Genomic DNA, 25,590 nt, shown 5'->3' with positions numbered 1-25,590 from the left:
TATAACCTCATCATCAAAAGAAAAAATAAAGTTGAATATAAAAAATCTCAAACTTCTTAACTATTGTCAACTCTAATTATTTTGTTTATTTACTTTTTAAATATATTACAATGTATTTAAAATATATTAATTACTGAATTTATTCTGGTTTTAATTCAATTTCTTGAATTTTATTTATTACTTTTTGATTTGCAGGATCCAAAGTTAAAATATATTCACAAAGTTTTTTAGCTCTTTCAAATTCTTTCATTTCAAAAAAACAAAGAGCTTTATTAAACAAAACTTTAGTATCAGTAGGATAAGCTTTAATAGCCATATTATAGTATTTTAATGCTTCATCATAGCGATTTAGATCTTTTAGACAAATTCCCATTAAATTTATTAAGCTTCTATTATTTGGATCACTCAATAATGCTTTTTCAAAATAAATTGCAGCTTTCTCTAATTTTTTTTGATAAAAAAGTATTTTACCAAATTGCTCATTTAAATTTGTATATGCGATTCCATTGCTTGCCGCGGATTCCATAAATAATTCAGCTTCTTTAAATCTTTGTCTTTCAACTAAAAGAGAAGTAATTCTTTCAAAACGTAGCGGATTGCTTGGACTCAAGGTAACTGCTTTTTTAAAAACTTTTATAGCCTCTTCTATTTTATTCATATTGACATATATTTTTCCTAATTCATCATAAGATTGAACGTATACAGGATTTTTTTCAATTGCTTGTCGGCACATTGTTTCTGCTTTTTGATAATTTCTCATCATCCTGTAACAAATAGCAAGTCCAACACGAGCTCGACATGAATTAGGTAATTTTTTTAGTAAAAGTTCATATTTATTCAAAGCAATTGGATAGTCATCATTTTTGATCATTGATTTTGCTTCTTGAAACTTACTTTCTATACTATTTGGATTATTATAGCTTTGCATACAAATTGGTATTTTTTGAGCTAAAGCTTGAAAAGTAAATGGCTTCTTTAAAAATCCGTCTATCTCATATTCTGCTAACAAAGCAATGTTTTCTTTTGTTACACGTCCACTCATCATAAGAAAAGCAATTTTATTTAATTCATTAGAATCTCTTATTTCTTTTAATAAATCTACCCCATTTATAAGAGACATATCTAATTCACAAATTACAAAATCAATTTTTTTGTTTCTAATAATTTCACATGCTATTAAAGAACTTGTTGCTTGTGTTACATACTTAAATCCTAATGACTTTAATCCAGCAGAAACCGTAGTCCGAATGGCTTCACTTTCATCTACAATTAAAAAAGATAAATCTTCAGGAAGCTCAAGAACTAAAGTCATAAAAAAATTCCTTAAATAATAGCAAGTAACTTAATACAAATTCTCGTTAATCTTTTTAAAATAAAAAATTATATTTTCTAAATACTTATTTGTTAATTCATTATTTTTATAAAAAATAGCACCTAATATTTTTTTATCAAGATCTATTCTTTTACATATAGAATTTATTTCTATACTATTATATTCATTTAACTCAAATAATGCTGGATCTATTGATAAAATAAAATGTTCATCACTATCCATTTTTATTTTTCCATGCTCTATTCTTACAGCAAAACCTGTTTTTGAAATATCAATTAATGTGCATTCTAACACTCTAGTTATTTCTTTACTTTTAATTAATACTGGAATTCCACTTTTATATCTTTCAGAACTTCTTCTTTCCATTTCATTATTTTTTCCCATGGAAACTTAACCTTTAAGAAATTGTATTTAGAATTTTTATCCATCATTAATTGTATAAAAAAAAACAGAGCTTTTAAAGCTCTGTTTTTAATATAGTCAAATATTATTTTTAAAAACTATTACTCACCGTCTTTTAGCTTTTCAACTTTATTAAATTCAAGTTCAACCGGAGTAGCTCTACCAAAGACAGAAATAAGTAAACGAAGTTTCATTTTGTCAGGTTTTACTTCATCAATATCGCCAATAAAGTTAGTGAATGGACCTTCAATTACTTTTACTTTCTCACCTTTTTCAAATGCAGTAAGCGGCTTAGCCGGTGCAGCCTTAGTAGCTTCAGCAGCTTTATTAAATATACGACTGATTTCTTCATCAGGAACTGGTTTAGGATCTTGATTAGCCGCTGCACCAATAAAAGAAGAAATTTTTGGCGTATCTTTAACACATCCAAAAGTAGCTTTATGATCAGGATCCATTTGGACAAATAGATAACCAGGCATCATTTTTTGTTCTACTTTTTTCTTTTTTCCGCCTTCATCTATTTTTTCAACCGTCATGGTAGGAATTAGAATTTGACCAAAATAATCAGTCATTTTTAGCTTTTTAATGCGCTCTTCTAATGTTGCTTTTGCTTTTTTTTCCATCCCAGATTGGGTTAAAACGGCGTACCATTTAAATCTTTCATGTGTAAACGAATTTGTCTTTGCTGTAGTTTCTTGTTCACTCAATTTTGTATCCACCATAAATTTAAATTCCTTGATTTATCAAATTTGCTTAAGCTGCAGTATTCATAATTAAATTGATCGCTTTTAAAAATATCATATCAGCAAAAAACAACACAATGGAAGAAACAATGACAAGCGCAATAACAATGGCTGTTGTTTTTTGAGCTTCTTTTAAGGTTGGCCATGCAACGCGAGAAAGCTCATCACCAACATCAACAATAAATTCCTTTAATTTTTTATGTAAAATTAAACCAATTAATACAGATAAGGTTAGAACTGAAGCTACTATAATATTAACGATATGAAAATTACTGTTTTGAATACTCAATACACTGGAAACATCTTGAGGAAAATAATTTCTTCCTAAAAATCCCCATAAAGCATAAAAAATATACCAAAAATAAGCAGCAATAATACCATAAAATAGTGCTGCATAACGATAAGCCACTTGAGAAACTTCATTCATTTGGTTTTTATCTCCTATTGGGCTGAACCCAGTAACATTTCAAAAGCCCATTAAATGAACCTAGAGCTATCACGGTTTACTTATGATGGGCAAGCGAAAAACAGAGACCGCTAAGTCTTTCCACTACTTAATGAGATTTCTTCTAAATAGAGGGAAAACAAAGATGGGTCCACTGCCTATGACTTGCATTTGTCTTTTTATGACTTGCTTCACGATAACTAAAAAGGCATGGATGACTATAAGTATTTTCTCTTAAAATCTCAATATTCTCACTTGGAATGCCGGATATATAACCCTCTAGCGCCGCTAAAAGTTGTAAATCTGGAAAAATTTTCCCTGGAATGAGAATAGAATGCTGATTTTTAAATAAATTACTTTGCACAACATCCAAAAGAGAGGGATCTTGTTGAATATTTGTTAGTAAATTGTAAAGATCTAAATAGCTTATTGCATTGTTATATTTCGATGTCAGTGAGCTAAAATGCTGTTGAAAAGCAGTCGCAACATCACTGCCACATTCATAAGACACTCCAAAAATAGCTGGTGCAATATGAATATGTAGTTCATTAAGCAAATTACTTTTGGAAATTCCTAGCGCATTTGCCTCAACTATTAAACGTTCAATGGTATTTTGTATAATTCCCTGAGTTAATCCCTTCCAACCCGCATGAGCGATAGCTCCAATAAAATATTCAGCATTTTCAAAAACAAAAACAACAGCTAAACAATCCGCCGTGCGTATAGATAAATATTTTTTTCCTTGAAAAATAGGAGAAGTATTCCGCAACGGCGCTATAATATAATGCGCATCTGCTGCAGGAGAATTTTCAGAAGCTCGAGCAATAACGTTACTATGAAAAGCTTTCACCAAAAAAGAAGGTGTTAGAGCTTCGTGCAAAGAAAAGCGTACAGAACTTCTGCAGGAATTGATTTTAACTGCAAGGTGTTCATCATTTTGAAAAGGATTAAAAGATAGCTTTTCAACACTTGGACTAAATTTTTTTAGAAAAGCATCAGGAACATGCAATGAATAGTCATTTAAATCCAAATGTGATAAAAAAAGCATAAGAGTCCTTTAGTGGCTTAAAGAATGAATAAGAATTCCAGCCGCAACACTTACATTTAGAGAATCTACCGTTCCTTTTCCGCCTGGAATTTGGACGACATAGTCACAGTTTTTTAAGACTTCATTCCGCAAGCCTTTTTCTTCGTTCCCAAGAACTCCTACCCATGCTCTATCTATTGGTAAATCTTTTAAGTTACTAGAATTTTCACCTAAAGCAGTACCAACTATCCAAGCCCCAGCTTCCTTGATTTGTTGGAGAGCGCGGTTGATGTTTACAGCAGGAATAAGCGAGATGGAAAACGCCCCACCCGCGGCTGTTTTTAGTACAAGAGACGATATGTCAGCTTGTCTATCCGTTCCATAAACTATGAATTTTACACCAAAAAATGCCGCACTGCGAATTATTGCACCGAAATTTCTTGGATCTTGTATTTGGTCTAAAACTAGCCCTATACAACCATGTTGAGACTCTAGATTAGCCGATTTTATAACTTCTACTGCTTCAGATAAATACTGTATTGGATATTCAGGGATTTTTAAACATATACGTTGGTGATTAAGCTCTTCACCGGAATCCGCTATAGGCCATGTTTCTGTTGATTGATGGGGTACAATTTTAATACCTAATAATTGAGCAGATTCAACTGAAGGTTTTAGTTGGGAAGGTGCTTTATTAGATTTATCAACAATGATGTGCAGAGCATACTTTGAATTGTCTATTTCTTTTCCCTGTTGGTGCAAATTGCTTAAATAAGCTTCTACAGTTCTTCTACCCCAAATAAAAATTTCTTTTAATGGTTTTTTAAATGTTTTAAATAATTGATTTTGCTCATTTTTTTGAGGTCTGGAAGTTTTATCTCCGCCTTCAAATGAATTTCTGTCTTTCGCAAAATGCGGTTTTTGTCTTTCCCGATCTGAAGAATACTGTGATCTTTTTTCGCCACGATCAGAGGAACGCGGAGATCTCTTTTCACCACGGTCCGCTGCATACCTAGAAGTCCTTTCACCACGATCTGAGGTACGAGGCGATCTTTTTTCACCACGATCTGCTGCATATCTAGAAGTCCTTTCACCACGATCTGAGGTACGAGGTGATCTCTTTTCCTCGCGGTCTGCTGAATCTTCAGACCTATTCCGTGAATTCTTATCTCTTCCATTCGTTTTTATTGGTTTTTTTCCTCTATTACCAGAGTCTCTTTGTTTAAAATTCATGGTTTTTTCTTCTCACTTATTTAATAGAAAATGGCTCAAATCCATGAAAAACCTATGCCACAGAAAAAGACAAATTCAAAGCCAGAAAGATCTTAGATCACAATTTAATCAACCATTGAACTTTTTTAGTTTTTGTTTTTTTTACTTTATGCTTGCACTATGATAAGGCTTATGCTAGCAAAATGGTTCCTATGATTTGAGAGGATTTGTGACATGAGTAAAAGAACATTTCAACCAAGTAATAAAGTTCGTAAACGCAAACACGGTTTCCGTGCTCGCATGGCTACAAAAAATGGCCGCAACGTAATCAAACGTCGTCGTACCAAAGGACGCACTAGACTCGCTGCAACTGTTTACGCTAAGTAATACTATAGATTAACTCCTAAAAGGCGCTTCGTGCGCCTTTTTTGTTAAACATATAATAATGCAGAAAAAAAAATACCACTACATATTGGCTTTTGGCTCCAATTTAGGAGACAGAATAGATAACTTATCAAAATCTTTAAAGCTTTTAGAAAAACATGTCACAGTTTTAGAACAAAGTCGGTGGAGAGAAACCCTTCCCCTGACTCACCCTGTTTATAATACAGATAATCATGAATTCTATATTAATTTTGTGGCTCATGTCGAAACAAGCTTAAACCCGATAGAACTTTATCGAGTCATAATTGAAATTGAAGATATAATTGGACATCCTAGAGAACGGAGATGGATGCCAAGAGCTTTAGATATCGATATCTTATTCTGTGCTCATTCAAGTAATAGTTTACCTTTTTGTTCATTAAAACCATGTATATATTATAAGTCTCCCGATTTTCATGTTCCTCACACAGAATATTTTAAAAGAGATTTTTGGCAAGATATGGTTGAAAATGAAATGCAAATTTCAAAAGAAACTATATTAAAGCATTTTAATCTTTTATAGACGATTTTAATTTTTATGAAGTCATGGTATTGCTGATTGAATTTGCAATGTTCTCTTACAGGAAAAATATCTCCTGTTTTTTAAAGGTCATTAGATGAGTTTTTTACAAAAAGATAATAGAAAAAAAGTAGTTTTTTTAGGAACACCAAAAATTGCAGCTGAAGCTCTTAAAATTCTGTTGCAGTACGATCAATTTATTAAAATCATATTAGTTGTCAGTCAACCTCCCGCAAGATCAACTAGAAATGGAAGCGAAACTCCTTCTCCTGTGCATCAAACTGCTTTAGAAAAAGGAATTCCAGTTTTGACCCCTACCAACGCTAAAGAAGAAGCTTTTATTGAAGATCTAAAACTACTTGAACCTGATTTATGTATTACTGCTGCTTATGGTAACTACTTGCCAAAAAGTTTTTTAGAAATACCTAAGTTTGGCACATTAAATATCCATCCAAGCTTGTTACCTTTGTATCGAGGAGCGGCTCCAGTTCAAAGAACTATTGAAAATGGAGATAAATTAACAGGAGTAACAATTCTATTATCAGTAGCAGCAATGGATGCTGGCCCTATTCTAGCTCAAGAAGAAATTCCTTTAGATCCTGAAATAAAAAGTGGCGACTTACTTGAATTATTGTTTGCTAAAGGCTCTCATTTATTAGGAAAAACACTACCTAATTATTTTGCTGGAAAAACTGTAGGAAAAGAACAAAATCATGAAATGGCTTCAAAAGCTGATAAAATAAAACCCGAGGAAGGTTTATTAGACTTTTGTTTACCTGCTATCACTTTGCACAATAAAGTTAGAGCTTTTTCTGGTTGGCCAGGAACTAAAGCAAAGTTTTTAATAAATAGTGATATTATTGAAATTAAAATAATAACAACTAAAGTAAAAGAAAATAACTTGAAATTAAAACAAGGAGAGTTAATTTTTTCGCAAAACTCTTTATTTATTTGCTGTGGTGATTTAAATTTGTTAGAAGTAACAGAACTACAACTACCAGGAAAAAAAGTTGTCCCAACCAAAGATTTTCAAAATGGTGTAAAAGGCAAGCTTTTTAAATTAAATACTTGAAATTATTTCTTTTATTGATTTAAAGTATTTAGCAATTGAGAAACGTTAGAGGTTTTGTTTCTCATGTGATAGAGCGGTTTACCATAAAAGGTGAGGTACAACTCGACTATTCTTATATTTTAAAGGAAATAGCAATGGACAGCAAACTCAATTCCTTCTTGCAAAATTTAAAAAATATAAACTCTGAAAAAATTGTTGAAACTTTAAAAAAGAATCAAGAAAATCTAAACCCAAGTGCAATGCTAGGAATGGCGAAAAAAGCTGTTCATCAAGCACGTTCTTTTTCAAAGGAAGAAATTCAATTTTTACTTGGAAAAGTAAATGACGTAGGTCATAAAACTAATCTTGAAATAGAAAAAAACATTTCTAAACTAGTAAATAAAATATTAGAAGGTCAAGCAGAAGAAAATATTACAAATGAAATTCGTACTGAAATAATGAGTATGTTGGTTGAACACAATAATGGTAAAAATATTTTACCTATAGTTAAATATGTTAATTCAGTTGTTGTCCATAATGCACCAACTAATATTGAATCATTTATGAATTTCAGAAAAAACATAGCACAAACATTGATAAATGATGCAAAAAAAAGAATTTCTGAGAAAAATGTAATTGACGCTCAAATTGTTCATGAACAACCAGAAAAAAAAATTAGTAGTAAAAAAGAAAGACATAAAAAAGAAATTTAATATATAGGGTATTATGGAAGACAGTCTTGAATTAAGTAACAATAATGAAGATAATAATATAATTAAATCTACTTTTGATCAATTAAAGACAAAAGTAGAGGCTATCTTGTTTGTTGCCGACACTCCGCTTGAAGCAGGGGAAATCCGCAATTGGATTGGTGAAGTATCATTAGCAGATATTCGGATGGCTATTCGAGCTTTGGCATTTGAATATGAAGATAGAGCTTTTGAAATATTTGAAAAGGATAATAAGTACCAGATTAAAACAAGAAATGAATACTTAAATTTAATTAAAAAACAATATACTGGAAAAGCACGTTCACTAAGTAAGAATGCCTTAGAAACTTTGGCTATTATCGCATACCGCCAACCTATCACCCGAGCACAAATAAATGCTTTAAGACAAGTAGACAGTTCATCAATTGTGCAAACTTTAAAAGAAAAAGATCTCATCTATGCCTCTGGCACAAGAAAAGAAGTGGGGAACCCTTTGGAATTTAGAACTACAGCAAAATTTTTGGAAGTATTTGGCTTAAATGGCTTAAATGAATTGCCTAGCTTAAGGTCTTTGCAAATGAATATTGATGACCAAAAAAAAGCTGCTTTAGCGTTAAACGCTATTGAAACCTCTAATGAGAATGAAAATAAAGTAGTAAATTCTTCTGAAATTGGTTTTACCTCTCCAGATGACTCACAAGGATAATCAATTATTTCACAATAGATGTAATTATCTTAACAGAAGACAAAACTGCTGGTATTATTTTATTTAAACACATTAGCTTCTTTCGAGAAGCAAAGTCGTTTTTTTATTTTATCTGGAGGAATTATGAGTTTTTTTGATAGCTTAGGGCGTTTTTTTTCAAGCATTTTTGGCCTTGCTCAAGGCAAAACAGAAAGAGCAACAGATAAACTTGTGACATCAAGTGCTGATGCTATTCGATCTCAATTTAGAAAAACAAAAGAAGATTGGAGCAAAGATTACCAAGAAATGCGTGAAGCTGTAGCCGAATTAATACGTATAAGAGAAATGAAGTCAGAAGAAGTAAAAAAAATATCTAAAGAAAGCGAAGAGCTACAACAAAAAATGGCTGGCGCAATTGAACTTTACAAGAAAAACCCCGATGAAAGATATAAGACGGCATATGCTCAATTGGCAGAAAAATCAGATAAAAATGAAGTCAGAGTAAAAGAACTAGAAAACGAAATTGACGAGCAACAACAAGCAATAGAGCGTTATAAAGTTCGTTTAATTGAATTACAAAATCAAATTGATTCTCTTAATAAAGAAGAAGCAGAAACCGTAGCAGATATCATCAGCTCACAAAAAATAAAAGAATTAAATGATAGACTTACTGGTTTGTCAGTTGACTCTTCATCTAAAAATTTAGAAGCAATAAGAAATGCAAGACAAAAATCAAAGGCAGTGGCTAAACTTTCAACTGAATTAACTGGAGCTGAAAAAGTTGATTTAGATAAAGAATTACAGGCAGCTGGTTCTCGCTCAAAACATTTATCCGCTTTTGATGATGCGATAGGTGGAAACACAAAGATTAAAAATGATCCTTTTGCTTCATTACCACAAGCTAATTCTAATCAAGCAATAGAAGTTGAAGCGAAAAAAGTAAACTCTGGAGTTTAATATGCAGAAGCTGGTTGATGATGAAGAATTTTCTATTTCTTCTGATAGCAACATATGTTTTGTTACTTTAAATAGTAAATCAACTAAAAATGCTATTAGTTTTAGAATGGCTAAATTAATGCAAGATATATGTTCACCCATAAACGGAGGAACAACATATTTTGAAAAATTTATCGTTGAACAATCCTGCCAGCTTATTATTTTAAATTCTGAAGTTAAAGGTATTTTTTCAAGTGGTGGAAACTTAATTGAGCTTACAAAATTTTCTGCTGAATATGGAAATTTATATACTTCAGCTATCTATAAATTTTGTTCTTTACTTCACCAAACAAGTGCCATATCAATCTCCGTCTTAACTGGCCCTGCATATGGAGGAGGGGCTGAACTAGCTTTAGCAACCGACTTTCGCTGGGGAGTAGGAAAAACTTATGCTCTCCATTTTACTCAAGCGCAATTTGGATTACCCACTGGTTGGGGTGGAATGTTGCGGTTAGCAGAATTATGCCCTCAACTAAATCAAAGAAAAATAGCTACCTATTTAATTACTAAAACTGTTATGAATAGTAAACAATTGATTCAAAATGGATTAGTAGACAAAGAATTTTCTACTAAAAAAGCTTGTTTTAACAAAATTAAACAGTGGTCATTACAATTCCAAAATTGTCCTAAAAATTTAAAAGAAGGATTATTCGCAAGGCAAAATATTTTTAATTATGATGCATTAGAAGAATATGACAAAGAATTTTTTAGGAAACATTTTTTAACAGAAGAACATAAAAATAAAATTAATTTATTTTTAACAAGCAGAAAAAAAAGAAAATGAAAAAAATAAACATAGCTCTTGTCACTTTATTTTTACTTCCAGCTTGCGGTTTTAAAGCTCCACCAGATGCTTTTTTTGCAACATCACCTAGTAATGTCCAGCAAGAAGTTGAAGCAAGAAAACCAAAAATAGAAGCAAAAGATAAAGAAAAAAAGGATGAAAAATAAATCACGAAAAGTCTTAATTATTTTTTTTGAAAATTTCTTTCTAAAATAGATTTAACTTCTGAATAATTAATTAACAGATGTTCCATTTAAATTTTTAATTGCATTTATAATTTCTTTTGTACAAAAATCATCAGCATCATTATTATCTTTTACACCAGAAGTAAAAATAGATTTGACATCATTATGAATATGAAAATTATGATTGCTAGAAAAAGGATTTGCACTTACGTACCAATTGAAATTAATATTATAACTAGCAGAATAGTTTTCTTCACCAGTTTTAACCCCATTCTTAGAATCAGGATTTGTAGATCCATCTAGTTTATGTCTAACTATTTGACAAGTAATAGGAATTGTTATGCTACCTGCAGTTTGTTCTGAAGATAAATATGTATTAGCAATATTTCCTCTTGTCACAAAATATTCGTTATATTGAGTCCAAAAAAGAATACAGTTACCATTAAAAGGATTTCTCATTTGACAACCTGAAGCAACATTTGTCTTTTCACTACGAAAATTTGAATTTAGTTTTCCGTTTAAAAAACTTTCAACTTCAATTGCATATGAATTGCTTGATAATTGAAAAGATAATAAAGAACCTAAAAATAGTATTTTTTTCATATATAACTCCTAACATATTGAAAAAAAGTGAATACAAAAATAGAAAATTTATATATTACATTATTATTCCAATATCAATAAAAAAATATTTATAATTTTTTATATACTAGTAAATTTCATATATTACTTAACTTAATAAAAAATAATGTGATATATAATAATTTAAAACATGTTCATTTATTAATTAATCTAAATAGTTTAAGAATCAAAAAAATATCTTTTAATTTATTAACTCTATGAGTTTTATTAGATCCTCAATTTTTAAGTAATTTATAAACTAAAATATTTTCGTATTTAAATTCTTAAGAAAATTTAACTAAATAAAATATTAATATTTATAGTACAAATTAAATTTAATTTTTATTCAATCCAAACATATAAAAATTTTAACTATTTAATTAATAAAAAGTTTAAATTTATAGATATTAAAAACCAAATGACTTTCAAAATGAGTCTTGTTCTAGTTGATTTAAAATCCATCCAAGATGAGTGAAGAAAATAAAACCTTGTCATCTATCTTTTAGTCTACTGAGAATAAAAAGTTCTTTATGAAATCTATAATTTAAAAGTTAGACGAGTCACTCTAATACTATAATAATTTCATTATCTTAATACAGAAAAAAGATATTGACAAAAATATATAATTTATATAATTTTGTCTAAATATACTCTTTCTGAGCATATTTGTTTCAAAAAAGGCTATAATATTATGAGATTACCTATTTTCAAATTAGAAGAATATCTATCTGAGCGGGAATTTAATTGTGAAATCATGTTTTCTGGATCAGATATGGAAACATATCACATGCATGAACTTTTAAGCTTAGCTTCAACAGAAACTCTTGAATTATGGAATTCCTTAAAACTATCGTACACACACCCTAAAGGTCATCCTCTACTTTTGGAAGAAATAAATAAACGGTATAATTTATCATCGAGTGTTGATAATATTTGCACCTTTAATGGTGCTGAAGAAGGTATTTTTGCAGCATTTACTAATATACTTACAAAAGATGATCATGCTATTGTTTTTTCTCCATGTTATCAATCACTAAAAGACTTACCAAACCATCTTTGTGAAGTTAGTGAACTTCCTATAGAATTTTTGAATGGACAGTGTTCATTTAATTTAGATATTTTACCAACACTAATCAAAAAAAATACAAAACTTATAATAATCAATTTCCCCCATAACCCCACAGGTCATATTATATCGAAGAATGAATTAAATCATGTTATTGATATTGCCAGAAAACATAATCTCTATATTTTCTCTGATGAAGTTTATAGAGGACTTGAAATTAACAAAGCGGATCAACTCCCTCCTGTTGCTAGTATCTATGAAAAAGGAATAAGCCTTGGAGTTCTTTCTAAATCTTATGGCCTCCCTGGATTGCGTATAGGTTGGTTAGCATCTCAAGATAAACAATTAATGACCAAATTATCTCAATTTAAACACTATTTAACTATATGCAATGGAGCTCCTAGCGAAATATTAGCAATTATTGCCCTCCAAAATGAAGATATAATTTATTCTAGGAATAAAAAAATAATAGAAAAAAATTTAACCTTACTAAGAAATTTCTTTCTAAATAAAAAAGAAATATTTGAATGGTTTGAACCAAAAGGAGGATGTATAGCTTATCCAAAATTAAAGCTAAATATTTCTGCTTATGATTTTTGCGAACAGTTCAGTCAAAGACAAAAAGTACAGCTTTTACCTGGAGATGTTTTTGATCATGATAAAAATCATTTTCGCGTTGGTTTTGGCAGATTAAACATGCCTGAAGCAATAAAAAGATTTGAAAATTTTTTAATTAATATATAACAAAGAAAAGTAATGAAAATAATAACCCAAGAAGATATAGTAAAAAAATTAAATATTAATGATTTACTTTTTGAATTAAAAAAATCATTTATTTATTATTCTGAAAAAAAAATAATTTGTGCTCCAATAACCCAAACTCATTTTTCAGAAAAAAATGCAGATATTCATATAAAATCTGGTTACTTAAAAGATGATAAATACTATTATGTAAAAATTGCTTCTGGTTTTCCAGATAATTATTTAAAAAATATTTCTCCAAGCCAAGGAGTCATTATTGCCTTAAATACTAGCACAGGAATTCCTGAAGTTTTAATAAAGGATGATGGTTTTATTACAGATACAAGAACAGCATTATCAGCTACACTTTGTGCCAAATTTTTTGCAAGTGATAAAATTGAATCACTTGGAATAATGGGAAATGGAATTCAAGCATACTTAAATGCAAAATACCTAAAATTTATTTTCCCAGAATTGAAAAATTTATATATATATGGAAGAAATATAGAAAAACTAAAAAATATTCAACAAAAATTTGTCGACTTAGGATGCGCTGTAAATTTAACAGATGATCCAAATGTTGTATTGATGAATAATAAGATTATTATTTGTACCACCAGTTCAAAGGAACCATATTTATTTCCAGAGCATATTATTCCTGGAACAGTAATTATTGCTTTAGGAGCTGATGATGGAATTAAGCAAGAACTTTCCTCTTCAGTGATTTTCCAAGCAAAAAATGTTTTTGTTGATTCATTAGATCAATGTTTGAAGTATGGAGAATTAAGCCACGCAGTTAAACAAAAGCCTGAAATTCAATCCAAAGTTCTAGAGTTAGGTGATATTTTCGCTAAAAATGAATCTTATATTAGTAAAGCAGGTTATACAGTAATTGATTTAACCGGACTCGCTGCGCAAGATATTATGATGTCACGATATATTTTGAATGAATTATAAATACTATATTGACTTAATTTTGACATATAAAAAAAACTAGATAAATTTTAATTAAAAAAATATAATATAAAAATATTAAATGAAACTAAGATACTTTTAACTGAAGGTTAGTAAATGTTTCAAAATATCAAAAAATTTGCTAATAATTTTGACTTTCCTATTGCGGTGTTTGACCTGAAGAAATACATACTAAAAACTTCAAATTTTGCATTCGATGCTGGAAATCAATATGAAAGTAAAGAAATTCAAAAAATTTTTCATAAAATAGATATTTTAAAGTACATAAATGAAAATTTAAGTAAGTTTGAGTATGAATGGGTTTTAAATAAAAGAAAAAATATCCCATTTGAATTTTTTATATCAAAAATAAAATCTAATGAGTTATTAATTTATGGCATTAATTTGCTACGAGTTAAAGAACAAGAATATATTATGAAAGCATTTTCAAAAATGCAAAAAGAAAATGAACTTTTGAAAGAAAAAATAGAATTAGAAGCTCTTGGGATGGCAACGACAATTCAAAAATCTTTATTACCAACAAGTCCAGTTCACAATGCGCATTTTTCTATAGCTTCATTTTATAAATCGGCGTTGCATGTTGGTGGTGATTGGTTCAATTTTTTTTTAGAAGATAGAACTGCTAACATTTATATTGGCGATATAACTGGTCATGGCTTTGCTCCTGCACTATTAACTGCTGTAATTTCTGGAATATTTGAAAAACATTGTATGTTAGCAATTAATGAAAATAAAAAATTTGATTCCCCTGCTGTAATTTTAAAGGATTTTAATGAAACACTTCTAAAAATGAGTAAACAATCTTTTATGATGACTATGCTTTCTTTAGTGATATCAAAAGATGAAATGAATGTTTATACTTACTCAGCAGCACATAATTTTCCATTTGTTATTAAACGCAGTAACTTACAAAATAATATGCCTCTAACAATAGAAGCTTTACCAAATTCAGGTAAAATTCTTGGTAGTGAAAAAGATCTCTTTTTTAAAGGTCAATTAAAAGGAATCCAAAGTTCGGACATCATATTTGCTTATACTGATGGGCTTATTGAAGGTCTTTCAAAAGGTGAACAGATTGGAACAAAAAAAATTAAAGAAATATTAAAAAAACATTTTTCTGTTGAATATTTAAATTTAAATGATGTAATGCAAAATGTTAAAAACGAAGTATTAGACCTGTTAGATTCTAGAGTTTTAGAAGATGATATTTCTGCAATTGCGATAGAAATTTTGTAGTTGCAGAAATACCAATTTAAATAAAAAATTAATTTATAGTTCCTACATGCTCTAAAAAAGATCTTCCCCTATGATCAGAACTCATAGCTTCTATTCTCGTTCTATTAATTAAAGTAGGATACTTATTTTGAATGATAATTCCTGCAATAAATAATGATTCTTTATTTGGCTTATAATGGCCTGACTGGTTTGTAATTGAGATAATATAATTTCTGCCAAAGTAACTTCCTATATTAATGACTCCAGCAGCAATAGTCTTTTGATAATCACAAAGACCCCCATGCGAACAAATTTCCGTTTTACCATTTTGAGTAAAATTTGTTACTATATTTCTTCTTTCCACAACTCTTCCAAACCTATCACGCCAAATTTGTGTTTCATTTTTCCTGTTATCTTCATATCCAATTCTAATTTCACCATTTGGAAGGATAACAAAACGATATAAACCTGGTTCCCTAATATCTTCTAATTTAAAAATAGTAGGTATCATGACATTAAAACCTAAATCTTTTGAATCTCCTAATGGTAAGTAACTTGTTGTCGACCATTTTTGAGCTTTCGTAGCTAAAACTACAGGATCGGAATTATTTATTATTTCATTTATTGTCATATTTTCAAAAGAAAATCTTGCTTTATCAAAATTTGTATTATCTAAATCACAGTTCCACAAACTTGTATTATTAAAAATTGTTTGATCAAATTTCGCCCAACTTAATACAGATCCAGTTAAGTTAACATTTCTTAAAATAGCATTATTAAAATTAGCTCCACTCAAATCGGCATTCGAAAGATCACTAGCATTCAACGTTTGATAACTAAAATCTCTATTTCTAAAGTCTTTTGCCCTTTTTGCAGGTTCAATTACTGGCGTAACTGGTATGCTTCTCGCAGTTGCGTGACTTGCTGCAACGCCTGATGCTCCTGCACCTACACGACTTCCTACACCAGCTGCCAATCCTCCACCTACACGACTTCCTGCACCAGCTGCCAATCCTCCACCTACACGGCTTCCTGCAACACCTGTCGTTCCTATTGGAATTGAAGTAGCAGTTGCTACTAATGGTACTGCCGTAGCACTTGGACGCTCTCCAGCAATTCCACGACTTTGTATTTCACTTTTTACAACGGCTTCAATTCTGAGAACTTCTTGATCACCAAGAGGTCTAGGAATGCTTGTAGCTCGCATAGAGGGGCTTCCTGAACCGCTACCGCGACAAAAACTGCAAAATATTTTTTCATAGTCTGCGTTTTTTGGATCCAAAAGAACCTGAAGTAGGTTTGTACTCGCCTTCACCATTAATATATCTGGGCAAGCAGAAAGAATGAGATCAGGCGAAATTCTATTGAATATTTTTTGTCTTTCATAGACATTTCTTACTGAATATAAATAGGATTCAAACATTATTATTTTGATAAAATCTTTTCTGTCGTAGTATTTATCTAAGTAATACCCTTTATGATCAGAAACATCACTTAAATTGTAATTTACCACATAATTATCACGAAAATATGTTTCTCTAGCAATAGCTCTAGCTTGAGTAACTCTGCGTAAAGTTGAATCACCTTCTGAAACTAGATTATATCCGTGATTACTAAAAAATGATATTTTTTTATCTGCACGAAACTGTCTTGTTGCGGAATGATAACCACCATGCGCAGTGATCAATAATTCTTTTGATTTTATTAAATTTCTGTTGTTTTTATCATACAAGACATATTTAATATAAGTATCAGTTTCTTCTTTATTTATTCCAATTGATTTTAAAATCTCATTATCATTCATAAATCTCTTTTCCTAAATTAAGTAATAAAAAATAATTTCGAAGTATTATTAATACATATTTTATTTTATAAATTTGATGAATATATTATTACTTAGCAATTAAAAATATCTTTATATTTTTCAGATTTTTATGTAACAAATTTGTTTATTACTTTATTACCTTATTACTTTATTTTAAATTAATAATATTTGCACTTTAATTAAAAGTACATTAAAAAAATTATGTAACTCTAATTAACTTACTGGAAATGGAGATATTAAAGATGAATCAAAATAATATTTGGCCCAAAAATAGGATTTGTAATTTATTTAATATTACACATCCTATCATTCAAGCTGGCATGGTTTGGGTAAGTGGGGGTAAATTAGCAGCAGCAGCAGCAAATACAGGATGCCTAGGATTAATAGGTGCTGGCAGTATGCAACCCGATGTCCTTAAACAGCATATAATAAAAGCAAAACAGTTAACAAATCATTCTCTAGGCGTAAATATTCCTTTGCTATATGATAAAACTCAAAGTCAAATCGAAGTAGCACTTTCTGCAGGAATTAAAATTTTTTTTACCAGTGCGGGTTCCCCTAAAACTTGGACTCCTATCCTAAAAAAAGAAGGTTGCATTGTCGTCCATGTAGTTAGCAATCCTGAATTGGCATTGAAATGTCAAAATGCAGGTGTAGATGCTGTAGTCGTTGAAGGATTCGAAGCTGGAGGACACAATGGCCGCGATGAATTAACAACCTTCGTCTTATTACAACAAATGCGTAAAATTTTAAATATTCCTGTTATCGCTGCCGGCGGAATAGGTACCGGTGAAGCTATTTTAGCTTGTTTCGCCTTAGGTGCAGAAGGAGTACAAATAGGAACAGCTTTTGCAGCCACTGAAGAAAGTTCTGCTCATAATAATTTTAAAACAGCAATGTGCCAAGCCAAATTTAATTCTACTTTTTTAAGAATGAAAAAATTAGTTCCTGTAAGATTATTGGAAAATGAATTTTCTAAAAAAATAGCTTTAGCTGAAGATGAGTGTGCTGACAAAGAAAAATTGGCACACCTATTAGGTAAAGGACGAGCAAAAGAAGGCATGCTCAATGGGAATTTGGCTGAAGGTGAGCTTGAAGTTGGTCAAATTGTTTCAGAAATAAATGAAATTTTAAATTGTAACAAATTAGTCTCTAAAATTATTTCCGAGTATCTTGAAGCAAAAAATAAATTATTTTTAAATTAATATTTTACAAAAAAATATAAAAAATTTCTTTATATTTAATTAAATATATATATTGACTATTTATTTAATTATAAATTGATAAAAAAAATTCTAAAGACTTTAATCATTACTTCGATTAATTATCATAATTTTGACGCAGTCAAAATAGTTGCAGTAAGTGAATTTAATTTCAATTTACTTAGCAATGGACAGGGTTCTAGGAGGTGACTTTTTATGGGTTTTCGTATTGCTACAAATGTGCAATCTTTAAATGCGCAACGTAATTTAACAATTAGTAACGAGATGAATAACCAATCCATGGAAAAGTTGTCATCTGGTTTTAGAATTAATAAAGCTTCTGATGACGCTGCTGGTCTTGCTATTAGTGATAAGTTAAGAGCTGACTATCGCTCTCTTATTATGGCTAGAAGAAATGCTAATGATGGTGTTTCATTAATTCAAACTGCCGAAGGTGGTTTGAATGAAATTGGTAACATTTTATCAAGACTTCGTGAGCTTTCTATTCAAGGAGCAAGTGATACCATAGGTAACACTGAACGGGGTTTTTTAAATAAAGAATTTAGCCAACTAAAAGATGAGATCAACCGTATATCTAAAACTACTGAATTTAACGGAACGCTTTTGTTAGTTGGAAATCAAGATGACATAGATGAGGAAATTACTAAAAGATCAAATAAATTTCCACTTGAATTACAAGTTGGTAAAAACTATTTTGAATCAGCTGATAGTTTAGATAATATAAATCCAACAAATATTATTAGAATTGATTTTAGCAATGTTAATGCCTCTGTGAATCCCGATGGTTTAAATTTAGGTACATCAGAAGAAGATGATATAACAAGTGTTTCTTCAAAAGAAATGTCACAAAAATCTATTAGTATAATAGATGAAGCAATCACCAAAGTTTCATCCTATCGTTCTACTATGGGTGCAATTCAAAGCCGCCTAAATTCAACAATTACTCAATTAAGTATTCAAGCGGAAAATAATGCTGCTACAAATAGTCGAATTCGTGATACTGATTTTGCTGAAGAAACTGCTAAACTAGCGCAATCAAACATTTTAAAACAATCTGGTGTTTCTGTATTATCTCAATCTAATCAAATTCCAATGCTTGCGTTACGTCTGTTAGGTTAATAATTTTTCAAAGCCAGTGTTACGTTTTTGGGGATCAATTATTTTCTTGAATAAGATAAGAATAATTTAAAAGAAAAGGCTTCATCCCCAAAATAAGACGTAAAAGGGCTTTTTTTCATAAGCAAAAAATAAAGAAATTTTAGGATAACCAAGGACGGCCAAAAGATCTTTCGGTTGTCCTTGATGTATTTCAGGAATACCAATATCAAAACTATAGCCCTCATTCTTTAGTGCTAATTTAGATTTTCCACAAATTTGGTTACATATTTCACTTGTTACGTCTTTAATATCTGCATCTGAGACCTTTGCATCTTCTGGAGACATAAATACTGCCCTAGTTATAGCAGTGGCAGATTCTAATTCCATACAAAAAGCCATTGTTCCTTTACCTGTATCACGTGACAGGTTCATTCTACCAGCCACTACAATTTTTAAATTTGTGTTTTCACCAACAACAGGCTTTAAAAATGTTGGCTCTGTTCTTGTATTGGTTTTCACAATTTCTTTTGTGGATTTAATAAAAGCATTCAATACTTTTACATCAAAAATAGCAGCTTCCGTAGCAAGAAAATCTTTTAAACTCTTTGGTTGGCCACCAGTTGCAGGTTTATTTCCATAGGAAGATGAATTTGAAGAATAGGAAGCGCTAGAACCAGAGCCTCCCCCAGATTTTGCAAGTTTTGTTAAATTATCAAGTTTAGCATTAATTTGCTCAAACTCAGTTTTAGTTTCTAAAACATGTTCCTTTAATTTTGCGATATCTTTTTTTAGTTCTTTTTGTTCGCCCAAGACATTTTTTTGGGTTTCAATGAGTTCCATTATTTTATCAATAATATCCTCATAATACCTATCAAGCTTTTTTTCCAACGGATTTTGGGCAGACATCCTGTTTTCATTCCCTCATCCTAAGAGAGAGCTAATACAATTAACTGACATCTCTAGCTATCGATAAGACATGTTAAAATCTGTAGAAGTCTTAAGGGGGAAAAATGACACTATCTATATTTAAAAACATAATAGTTGTTGACGATGATCCTGATGTCCTGTCGCAAATGGAAAAAATTTTCCAAAAAATTGGAAAAATTAATTACAAAGGTTTTTTGGGAGCAGAGCAGGCATTAAAAGAATTAGAAACAAATGCTACTATATTTGATATAATATTTGTAGATGTCAGAATGCCTGTTTTTTCTGGTATTGCGCTTGTGCAATATATTAAAACTCATGAGAATAAAAAAATTCGAGATTGTTTTTGTGTACCAATCGTGGGAAGCATTGGAAAAGAAGATAAAGCAATTATTTCTGAGTTTTATTTTTATGAAACTTTAACGAAACCAGTTGCAGAAAAAGACTTTATCAAAAGATTAGAAGAGTTAGAAGAACAAGAGAAAAATCCAGAAAGTGATAGAAACTTTCAAAAGGAATTTAATAACTCTTTACTTACTAAAAATTATAAAAAAGCTGAAGAAATTCTACTCCCCAGATTAAAAAAAGAACCTAACTCTCTTCGTTTTTTAACTCTTTATGCTGAATTGCTTCTAAGAGCACAAGATCTAAAAAAATCTGAAGAATTTTTGAATAAAATTTTAAAAATTGATCCTAATCACATTCCCGCTTTAAACTTAATTTCAAAAGTTCATATTAAGAATAATAAATTTGACGATGCTATGAAAGCATTAGAAAAAGCAAAACTATTAAGTCCTCACAACGTTGATAGATTACTTGTAATTGGAGAATTAAATTTAGGGAATGGTGAAGCAGAAAAAGCTGAAGAAAATTTTAAAAATGTCTTAAAATTGAATCCAACCGATGACAGAGCTTCCTTTGGTTTAGGAAGAGCACTTGCAACACAAGGAAGAACTGAAGAAAGTAAAAAAGTATTAGCAAATCTTAAAAAAGGTTCAGAATTGGCAAGTTTTTTTAATAATAAAGGCGTTTTGTTAGTAAAAGCGGGCAAATTTAATGAAGGAGTTTCTCTTTATAAAAATGCAATAAAAGTATTAGATATGCCTGATAAAGAATACTTACTGCTTTATAATATTGCGTTAGCTTATTCAAAATTAGGAGATAAAGTAAAAGCAATAGAACACGCGAAAAAGTCCGTTGAAAAAGCTCCACCAAATTATTTGAAATCTAAAACATTACTAGAAAAACTGGAAAAAGAAGGAGCATCGCCTGCCGCACCTGCAGCACAAGCCAAAAGCGCAACAACTGCAGCTACCGCAAGCACTACTGGTAAAGATACTCCTAAATGTTTATTAACCGGAGATCAAATGTCGTTCATCATGGGTGGTTTTGATGATGGAGTTAAACCTGCACCTGCTACACCTGCTGGCGAAGAAGAATTTATTTCATTTGGTATAAATTGAACATAAATAAATTTTTTACTATCCTTAGAATCATTTAATTGAAGAAACTTTTCAATTCTTACTTTAGCTAATTCTGCTATATTATTTATGCTTACATTCTTATTTATCAAATTACTTATTTTTTCACTTGATTGAACTAAAATAAATTGTCTATTTCCATTGTCTTCAATATTTTTTTCCAAAACAGCTTGCGCCGTTGTTCCTGATCCTGCAAAAAAATCAAGAATAATATCGTTTGTATTTGGTAAAGTACAAATACTAATTATTCTTTTAATTAAAGCAACAGATTTTGGCATATCAAATTTACCATATTCTAATATTTTTTTTAAATCTCTCGAACCAGATGCTTTTAAATCACTCCATAGATCACTTCCTAATATATAATTATTTGGAGGAATAAAATGCTCAGGTTTTCCAAGTTTACTTAACCGTAATAGATCAAATTTTACTTTTTCATTAATATTTTTTTTATACCATTTCCATATTTCTTCTTGGGAAAGATCTTCACTATTTTTCTTTTTGCAATCAGATAATATTTTTTTATAATTTTCTATAGCTTGAAAACTTCTTTCCTTAGACCAACGCCACTGCCCTGCTTTTGGTGTAATTCCAAATAATTCATACCTCAAATTTGGTCTATTTGTTCCTCGCCAATGATTATTCCAAGAGCCATAACACTTTAAATTATTTTTATTTAACAATTCAAATTTTTTAATTCTCGTTTCTTTATTTTTGCTATAAAATAAAATATATTCATGTCCAATAGATAAATTTCTTGCTGTAGAAAATTGCGCTTGAACATTTTTTATTCCACGTGGAACAACAATACAATTTCTAAAATTTTCACAACCAAAAATTTCATCCATTAGCAATCTTAAATAATGAACTTCATTATCATCAATACTTATAAATATAAAACCATCATTTGCAAGCAATCTATAAGCAAGATCTAATCGAGGTCTCATCATATCACACCAAGAATTATGATTACCAAAATTATCATTATATATAAATTTTTGTTTTGTATTGTACGGAGGATCTATATATATTAATTTAATTTTGTTGGTGTATAAAGACGAAAGAGCTTGTAATACTGGAAGATTATCTCCTTCAATTAAATAATTATTCCTATTTAAATTAAGTGAAAAATTATTTAGAGGAGATTCAATCCAAAATTCACTCATTTAAATACTCTATGAGCTTATCTAATTTATAAATTTCATCTTCTAATACTCTTCCTCCAGCTACAAAAGCGTGCCCACCTCCAGCAAAATTCTGCGCAAAATAATTCCCTAAATGTTTAGTTGAATTTTTCGGTTTATTCCAAGGATTTATTCCACAGGAAATAGATGAGCTTCCTTTATTATAATTTGGAAAAACATGTAGAGCATATTCTGATTCTGGAAATAATAAATATGGGAGAAATCTTGCCATACCTGAAAATTCTTTCGCCTCTAGAAAATTAGAGTAAGCAACTTTTGATATTTGCTGTGTTACTTTTTTATAAATTCTGTATTGCTTATAAAATAGTAACTCTTCATTTTTTATGATGGCATCATAAATATAATCACTATCAAATAGTTCTTCAACAGATGGACTTTTAATAATTTGTCTTACAAGTTTTTTATATAAAGCAACTTTATCAATAACTGAATGACTAGGACTAAATAATGTTTGTAACTTTACAGCTTGTGATGAATAATCATGTGCAGCATCACTGGTGACATACAAAGCACCATCAATTATTTCTGCTAGATCAATAAACTCTTCATATTCTTTTAATATTTTAATAGGAAAAGATAATTCATGATGATGAGTGCGCAGTAGCCCTGGAGTACTTATAGCTTGTGTATCCCACTTTGTTATAACATTGGGGATAATTTCAGATGTATTTTTTTCATTTAAAAAAGGAAAACTAGAACCTGTGGGATGATGATCAATCCAATAACATTCAGGTATTTGCTTTTCATTAGCTAATTTTTTTTCAAGAGTTTGTTTAGTTGAAAAAAACTTATTATTTAGAAAGGCCGGATGTAATGAAAAATCAAGAATAGCACAGGGCCATTTAATTTCCCGCAGACTCCACTCCCCTAGTGAAGATACATGATTCACTGGATTTATTTCAATATTCCAACCAAATTTTGCATATTTTTCATGAATATATTTTGAAAATAATGCTGCAGCTATTCCACCATCAGCATCTGAATGACTATAAATTGTATAAGTAAGGTCTTTGGACATATGTAACCTTATAACAAATTAATAGCGCGAAAAAGATTTATGAAAAAATAAAAGTAAAAATCTAAAATACCGGTTATTAATAAAATTAAAAACACAATATATATAAACATCTGCTTTTCTTGCGCTTTACGCGATAGATCATAAGATAAATTATTTATTAATATCTTCCATCCAGACGAACCAGGAAATGGTAGTATATTTAAGGCTCCGATAACAATATTTGAAAAACATATATAAGATAATATCATTCTTGATAATATTTCTGGACTAGAGTAATCCGCACCTTGGGAAATTGTTATATTGCCCATAAATTTTAATATTACTGTGCATATTAATGCTATAAGAAAATTAATTAATATCCCAGAAGAATATACTAAATTTATATCACTTTTTATTTTTTTAAAATACCTAGTTTCAATACTAAATTGCTTTGGCCAACCAATAACTAATGGAGAGTTTGCAAATATCAGAATAAAAGGAATCACTACTGTTCCAAATAATTCAATATGTGGCAAAGGATTCAATGTTGCCATTTGCGACGTTTGCGCAGAAGTGTCACCTTTTTTTCTTGCAACAATAGCTATTGCTGCTTGAGACATAGTTATTGCAATCAAAAAACCTAAATATTTAAGCATTGCTGTAGGTAGAGAAAACCTTGAATCCAGATACAAAAATTCCATTCTAATTTACTTTCATGTTAACTTGTTAATTTTTATATACCCGTTTTTTCATTAATTTTCTTTTTGATAAACCAGACAATAATTAATGTTATAATTGCTATTCCTAGTACAGCAAATATTCCATATTGTCCTTTTTTCACATAATGATCGAGTAAATTTAAATCACTTAATTGACGTTCGCCCCAAAATCCTAAGTAAACCCAGACTGGAACACTAATTAAAGCTGCAAATCCATCAGTTAATAAAAATTTAAGATAAGAGACCTGACGTGTAATCCCTGTCACAACAAAAATAGGGGATCGCAATCCAGGCATAAATCGAGCTGCAAAAATAAGCCAAAACCCATGTTTTGCAAATTTTTCTTGGATCCAAGAATATCTTTTTTCAGTCACTATTTTTGAAAAAAATCTAACTTTTAACAGTTTTTTACCATATATTCTTCCTAAGAAAAACATAGTGCTATCACCTATTAAAACTCCTGCCATAGAAATCAGAAGCATGATATGCACTTCGTTACAATCATTTAAGGCCTGTAAAAATGAGCCATCTACATTGCAAGCTACGGAAGATATTACGCCACCCGCAACCAGTGTAATATCTTCAGGAATTGGTAGGCCAAATCCACACAATAGAAGGACCCCAAAAACTGCAATTGAACCGTAAGTTGTAAAAAAATCGATTAAACTATCTAACACAATTACCACTCTCCAAAAGCACTAAAAAAAAGCCTAGTATATTCATTTAGCCGATACTCCAAAAGCCTGCAAATTTTATTCCACTAAACTATCACTTTAAGACATTTTTGTTCTTTAAATTTATTTTATTAACTTTTTTTAGCTGTCTTATAAGCTTGACTTGCTTATTTTCTCTCATTCCTCAATTTTGACACCCTCTATCCCACCACATAATTCAATTTATTTATCTACTTAACTCTTTTAAAGGATACACCCTCAAAAAGAAGTAGAAACAAATTGACCTGTTTTCAAAAAGTTTAGTTGACAC

At 30.1% G+C, this 25,590-nt stretch carries 27 protein-coding genes; 14 read left to right on the top strand and 13 right to left on the bottom strand.

Annotation, left to right across the window (positions count from 1 at the left end):
• Nucleotides 1-139: 139 nt before the first annotated feature.
• The 6 genes from QEJ31_RS09760 to rlmB form a co-directional block, all read right to left on the bottom strand.
• Nucleotides 140-1,312 carry a tetratricopeptide repeat protein gene (locus tag QEJ31_RS09760; RefSeq protein WP_280589709.1) on the bottom strand — a complete coding sequence of 391 codons (1,173 nt, stop codon included), beginning with the start codon at nucleotides 1,310-1,312 and terminating at the stop codon, nucleotides 140-142.
• 30 nt (nucleotides 1,313-1,342) lie between these two features.
• Nucleotides 1,343-1,717 (bottom strand): PilZ domain-containing protein, encoded by a 375-nt coding sequence (locus QEJ31_RS09755; RefSeq protein ID WP_280589706.1) that lies wholly within the window; start codon nucleotides 1,715-1,717, stop codon nucleotides 1,343-1,345.
• A 119-nt stretch (nucleotides 1,718-1,836) separates the two neighbouring features.
• The gene (gene nusG / locus QEJ31_RS09750; protein WP_280589704.1) at nucleotides 1,837-2,457 is read right to left on the bottom strand and encodes a transcription termination/antitermination protein NusG; all 621 of its coding nucleotides are present in this window, start codon (nucleotides 2,455-2,457) and stop codon (nucleotides 1,837-1,839) included.
• 31 nt (nucleotides 2,458-2,488) lie between these two features.
• Entirely contained in the window at nucleotides 2,489-2,905 is a 417-nt protein-coding gene (secE, locus tag QEJ31_RS09745) for a preprotein translocase subunit SecE (protein ID WP_280589702.1), read from the bottom strand.
• A 142-nt stretch (nucleotides 2,906-3,047) separates the two neighbouring features.
• Nucleotides 3,048-3,971 (bottom strand): polyphenol oxidase family protein, encoded by a 924-nt coding sequence (locus tag QEJ31_RS09740; RefSeq protein ID WP_280589700.1) that lies wholly within the window; start codon nucleotides 3,969-3,971, stop codon nucleotides 3,048-3,050.
• 9 nt (nucleotides 3,972-3,980) lie between these two features.
• Nucleotides 3,981-5,183, bottom strand: a complete 1,203-nt coding sequence (gene rlmB, locus QEJ31_RS09735) for a 23S rRNA (guanosine(2251)-2'-O)-methyltransferase RlmB (protein WP_280589699.1) — start codon at nucleotides 5,181-5,183, stop codon at nucleotides 3,981-3,983.
• A gap of 213 nt (nucleotides 5,184-5,396) precedes the next feature.
• On the opposite strand from rlmB, the gene rpmH reads away from it, so the two are divergent.
• The 8 genes from rpmH (at nucleotide 5,397) to QEJ31_RS09695 (ending at nucleotide 10,498) form a co-directional block, all read left to right on the top strand.
• Nucleotides 5,397-5,549, top strand: coding sequence for a 50S ribosomal protein L34 (rpmH, locus tag QEJ31_RS09730; protein ID WP_280589697.1), 153 nt, complete (start codon nucleotides 5,397-5,399; stop codon nucleotides 5,547-5,549).
• 58 nt (nucleotides 5,550-5,607) lie between these two features.
• Nucleotides 5,608-6,108: a 2-amino-4-hydroxy-6-hydroxymethyldihydropteridine diphosphokinase gene (gene folK, locus QEJ31_RS09725; protein WP_280589695.1), complete on the top strand. Its 501-nt coding sequence runs from the start codon at nucleotides 5,608-5,610 to the stop codon at nucleotides 6,106-6,108.
• A gap of 94 nt (nucleotides 6,109-6,202) precedes the next feature.
• On the top strand, nucleotides 6,203-7,177 hold the full coding sequence (gene fmt, locus QEJ31_RS09720) for a methionyl-tRNA formyltransferase (RefSeq protein ID WP_280589693.1): 975 nt from the start codon (nucleotides 6,203-6,205) through the stop codon (nucleotides 7,175-7,177).
• A gap of 134 nt (nucleotides 7,178-7,311) precedes the next feature.
• Entirely contained in the window at nucleotides 7,312-7,869 is a 558-nt protein-coding gene (locus QEJ31_RS09715; RefSeq protein ID WP_280589691.1) for a hypothetical protein, read from the top strand.
• 13 nt (nucleotides 7,870-7,882) lie between these two features.
• Complete coding sequence (gene scpB, locus QEJ31_RS09710) at nucleotides 7,883-8,572, top strand: SMC-Scp complex subunit ScpB (RefSeq protein WP_280589689.1); 690 nt, start codon at nucleotides 7,883-7,885, stop codon at nucleotides 8,570-8,572.
• 123 nt (nucleotides 8,573-8,695) lie between these two features.
• Nucleotides 8,696-9,508, top strand: a complete 813-nt coding sequence (locus QEJ31_RS09705) for a hypothetical protein (protein WP_280589687.1) — start codon at nucleotides 8,696-8,698, stop codon at nucleotides 9,506-9,508.
• Between the two features lies 1 nt (nucleotide 9,509).
• Nucleotides 9,510-10,331 (top strand): enoyl-CoA hydratase/isomerase family protein, encoded by an 822-nt coding sequence (locus QEJ31_RS09700; RefSeq protein WP_280589686.1) that lies wholly within the window; start codon nucleotides 9,510-9,512, stop codon nucleotides 10,329-10,331.
• Nucleotides 10,328-10,498 carry a hypothetical protein gene (locus QEJ31_RS09695; protein WP_280589684.1) on the top strand — a complete coding sequence of 57 codons (171 nt, stop codon included), beginning with the start codon at nucleotides 10,328-10,330 and terminating at the stop codon, nucleotides 10,496-10,498. Before QEJ31_RS09700 ends, QEJ31_RS09695 begins: the two co-directional genes overlap by 4 nt.
• A gap of 66 nt (nucleotides 10,499-10,564) precedes the next feature.
• Here QEJ31_RS09695 and QEJ31_RS09690 read toward each other — a convergent pair whose 3' ends face one another.
• Nucleotides 10,565-11,119, bottom strand: a complete 555-nt coding sequence (locus QEJ31_RS09690) for a hypothetical protein (RefSeq protein WP_280589682.1) — start codon at nucleotides 11,117-11,119, stop codon at nucleotides 10,565-10,567.
• A gap of 709 nt (nucleotides 11,120-11,828) precedes the next feature.
• Between QEJ31_RS09690 and QEJ31_RS09685 the strand changes: the two genes are divergently transcribed.
• The 3 genes from QEJ31_RS09685 to QEJ31_RS09675 all read left to right on the top strand — a co-directional run bounded on the left by QEJ31_RS09685 (nucleotide 11,829) and on the right by QEJ31_RS09675 (nucleotide 15,155).
• Entirely contained in the window at nucleotides 11,829-12,947 is a 1,119-nt protein-coding gene (locus QEJ31_RS09685; RefSeq protein WP_280589681.1) for an aminotransferase class I/II-fold pyridoxal phosphate-dependent enzyme, read from the top strand.
• A gap of 12 nt (nucleotides 12,948-12,959) precedes the next feature.
• A complete protein-coding gene (locus tag QEJ31_RS09680) occupies nucleotides 12,960-13,901 on the top strand; it encodes a hypothetical protein (RefSeq protein ID WP_280589679.1) in 942 nt (313 codons plus the stop codon).
• A 114-nt stretch (nucleotides 13,902-14,015) separates the two neighbouring features.
• Nucleotides 14,016-15,155 (top strand): PP2C family protein-serine/threonine phosphatase, encoded by a 1,140-nt coding sequence (locus QEJ31_RS09675; protein ID WP_280589677.1) that lies wholly within the window; start codon nucleotides 14,016-14,018, stop codon nucleotides 15,153-15,155.
• A 28-nt stretch (nucleotides 15,156-15,183) separates the two neighbouring features.
• Here the strand turns inward: QEJ31_RS09675 and QEJ31_RS09670 are convergent, their stop codons facing one another.
• Nucleotides 15,184-16,938, bottom strand: a complete 1,755-nt coding sequence (locus QEJ31_RS09670; protein WP_280589675.1) for a pentapeptide repeat-containing protein — start codon at nucleotides 16,936-16,938, stop codon at nucleotides 15,184-15,186.
• Nucleotides 16,939-17,201: 263 nt separating this feature from the next.
• On the opposite strand from QEJ31_RS09670, the gene QEJ31_RS09665 reads away from it, so the two are divergent.
• Entirely contained in the window at nucleotides 17,202-18,164 is a 963-nt protein-coding gene (locus QEJ31_RS09665) for a nitronate monooxygenase (RefSeq protein WP_280589673.1), read from the top strand.
• 213 nt (nucleotides 18,165-18,377) lie between these two features.
• Entirely contained in the window at nucleotides 18,378-19,301 is a 924-nt protein-coding gene (locus tag QEJ31_RS09660) for a flagellin (protein WP_280589671.1), read from the top strand.
• 81 nt (nucleotides 19,302-19,382) lie between these two features.
• On the opposite strand, the gene QEJ31_RS09655 is transcribed toward QEJ31_RS09660, so the two are convergent.
• Entirely contained in the window at nucleotides 19,383-20,186 is an 804-nt protein-coding gene (locus QEJ31_RS09655; protein ID WP_280589669.1) for a chemotaxis protein CheX, read from the bottom strand.
• A gap of 104 nt (nucleotides 20,187-20,290) precedes the next feature.
• Here QEJ31_RS09655 and QEJ31_RS09650 point away from each other — a divergent pair, with 104 nt between their 5' ends.
• Nucleotides 20,291-21,667, top strand: coding sequence for a response regulator (locus QEJ31_RS09650; protein ID WP_280589667.1), 1,377 nt, complete (start codon nucleotides 20,291-20,293; stop codon nucleotides 21,665-21,667).
• On the opposite strand, the gene QEJ31_RS09645 is transcribed toward QEJ31_RS09650, so the two are convergent.
• From QEJ31_RS09645 to QEJ31_RS09630, 4 genes are read right to left on the bottom strand one after another with little or no spacing between them, the layout of a single operon-like run.
• The gene (locus QEJ31_RS09645; protein WP_280589665.1) at nucleotides 21,568-22,851 is read right to left on the bottom strand and encodes a site-specific DNA-methyltransferase; all 1,284 of its coding nucleotides are present in this window, start codon (nucleotides 22,849-22,851) and stop codon (nucleotides 21,568-21,570) included. The two genes, QEJ31_RS09650 and QEJ31_RS09645, sit on opposite strands and share 100 nt — an antisense overlap.
• On the bottom strand, nucleotides 22,844-23,908 hold the full coding sequence (locus QEJ31_RS09640) for a hypothetical protein (protein WP_280589664.1): 1,065 nt from the start codon (nucleotides 23,906-23,908) through the stop codon (nucleotides 22,844-22,846). The genes QEJ31_RS09645 and QEJ31_RS09640 overlap by 8 nt, the downstream gene beginning before the upstream one ends.
• An 8-nt stretch (nucleotides 23,909-23,916) precedes the next feature.
• Complete coding sequence (locus QEJ31_RS09635; RefSeq protein ID WP_280589663.1) at nucleotides 23,917-24,588, bottom strand: site-2 protease family protein; 672 nt, start codon at nucleotides 24,586-24,588, stop codon at nucleotides 23,917-23,919.
• A 32-nt stretch (nucleotides 24,589-24,620) separates the two neighbouring features.
• Complete coding sequence (locus QEJ31_RS09630) at nucleotides 24,621-25,283, bottom strand: DedA family protein (protein ID WP_280589661.1); 663 nt, start codon at nucleotides 25,281-25,283, stop codon at nucleotides 24,621-24,623.
• Between the last annotated feature and the right edge of the window lie 307 nt (nucleotides 25,284-25,590).

Source organism: Pigmentibacter sp. JX0631 (genome assembly GCF_029873255.1).
Lineage (GTDB): Bacteria > Bdellovibrionota_B > Oligoflexia > Silvanigrellales > Silvanigrellaceae > Silvanigrella.
This window is presented reverse-complemented; position numbering and strand designations above follow the sequence as displayed.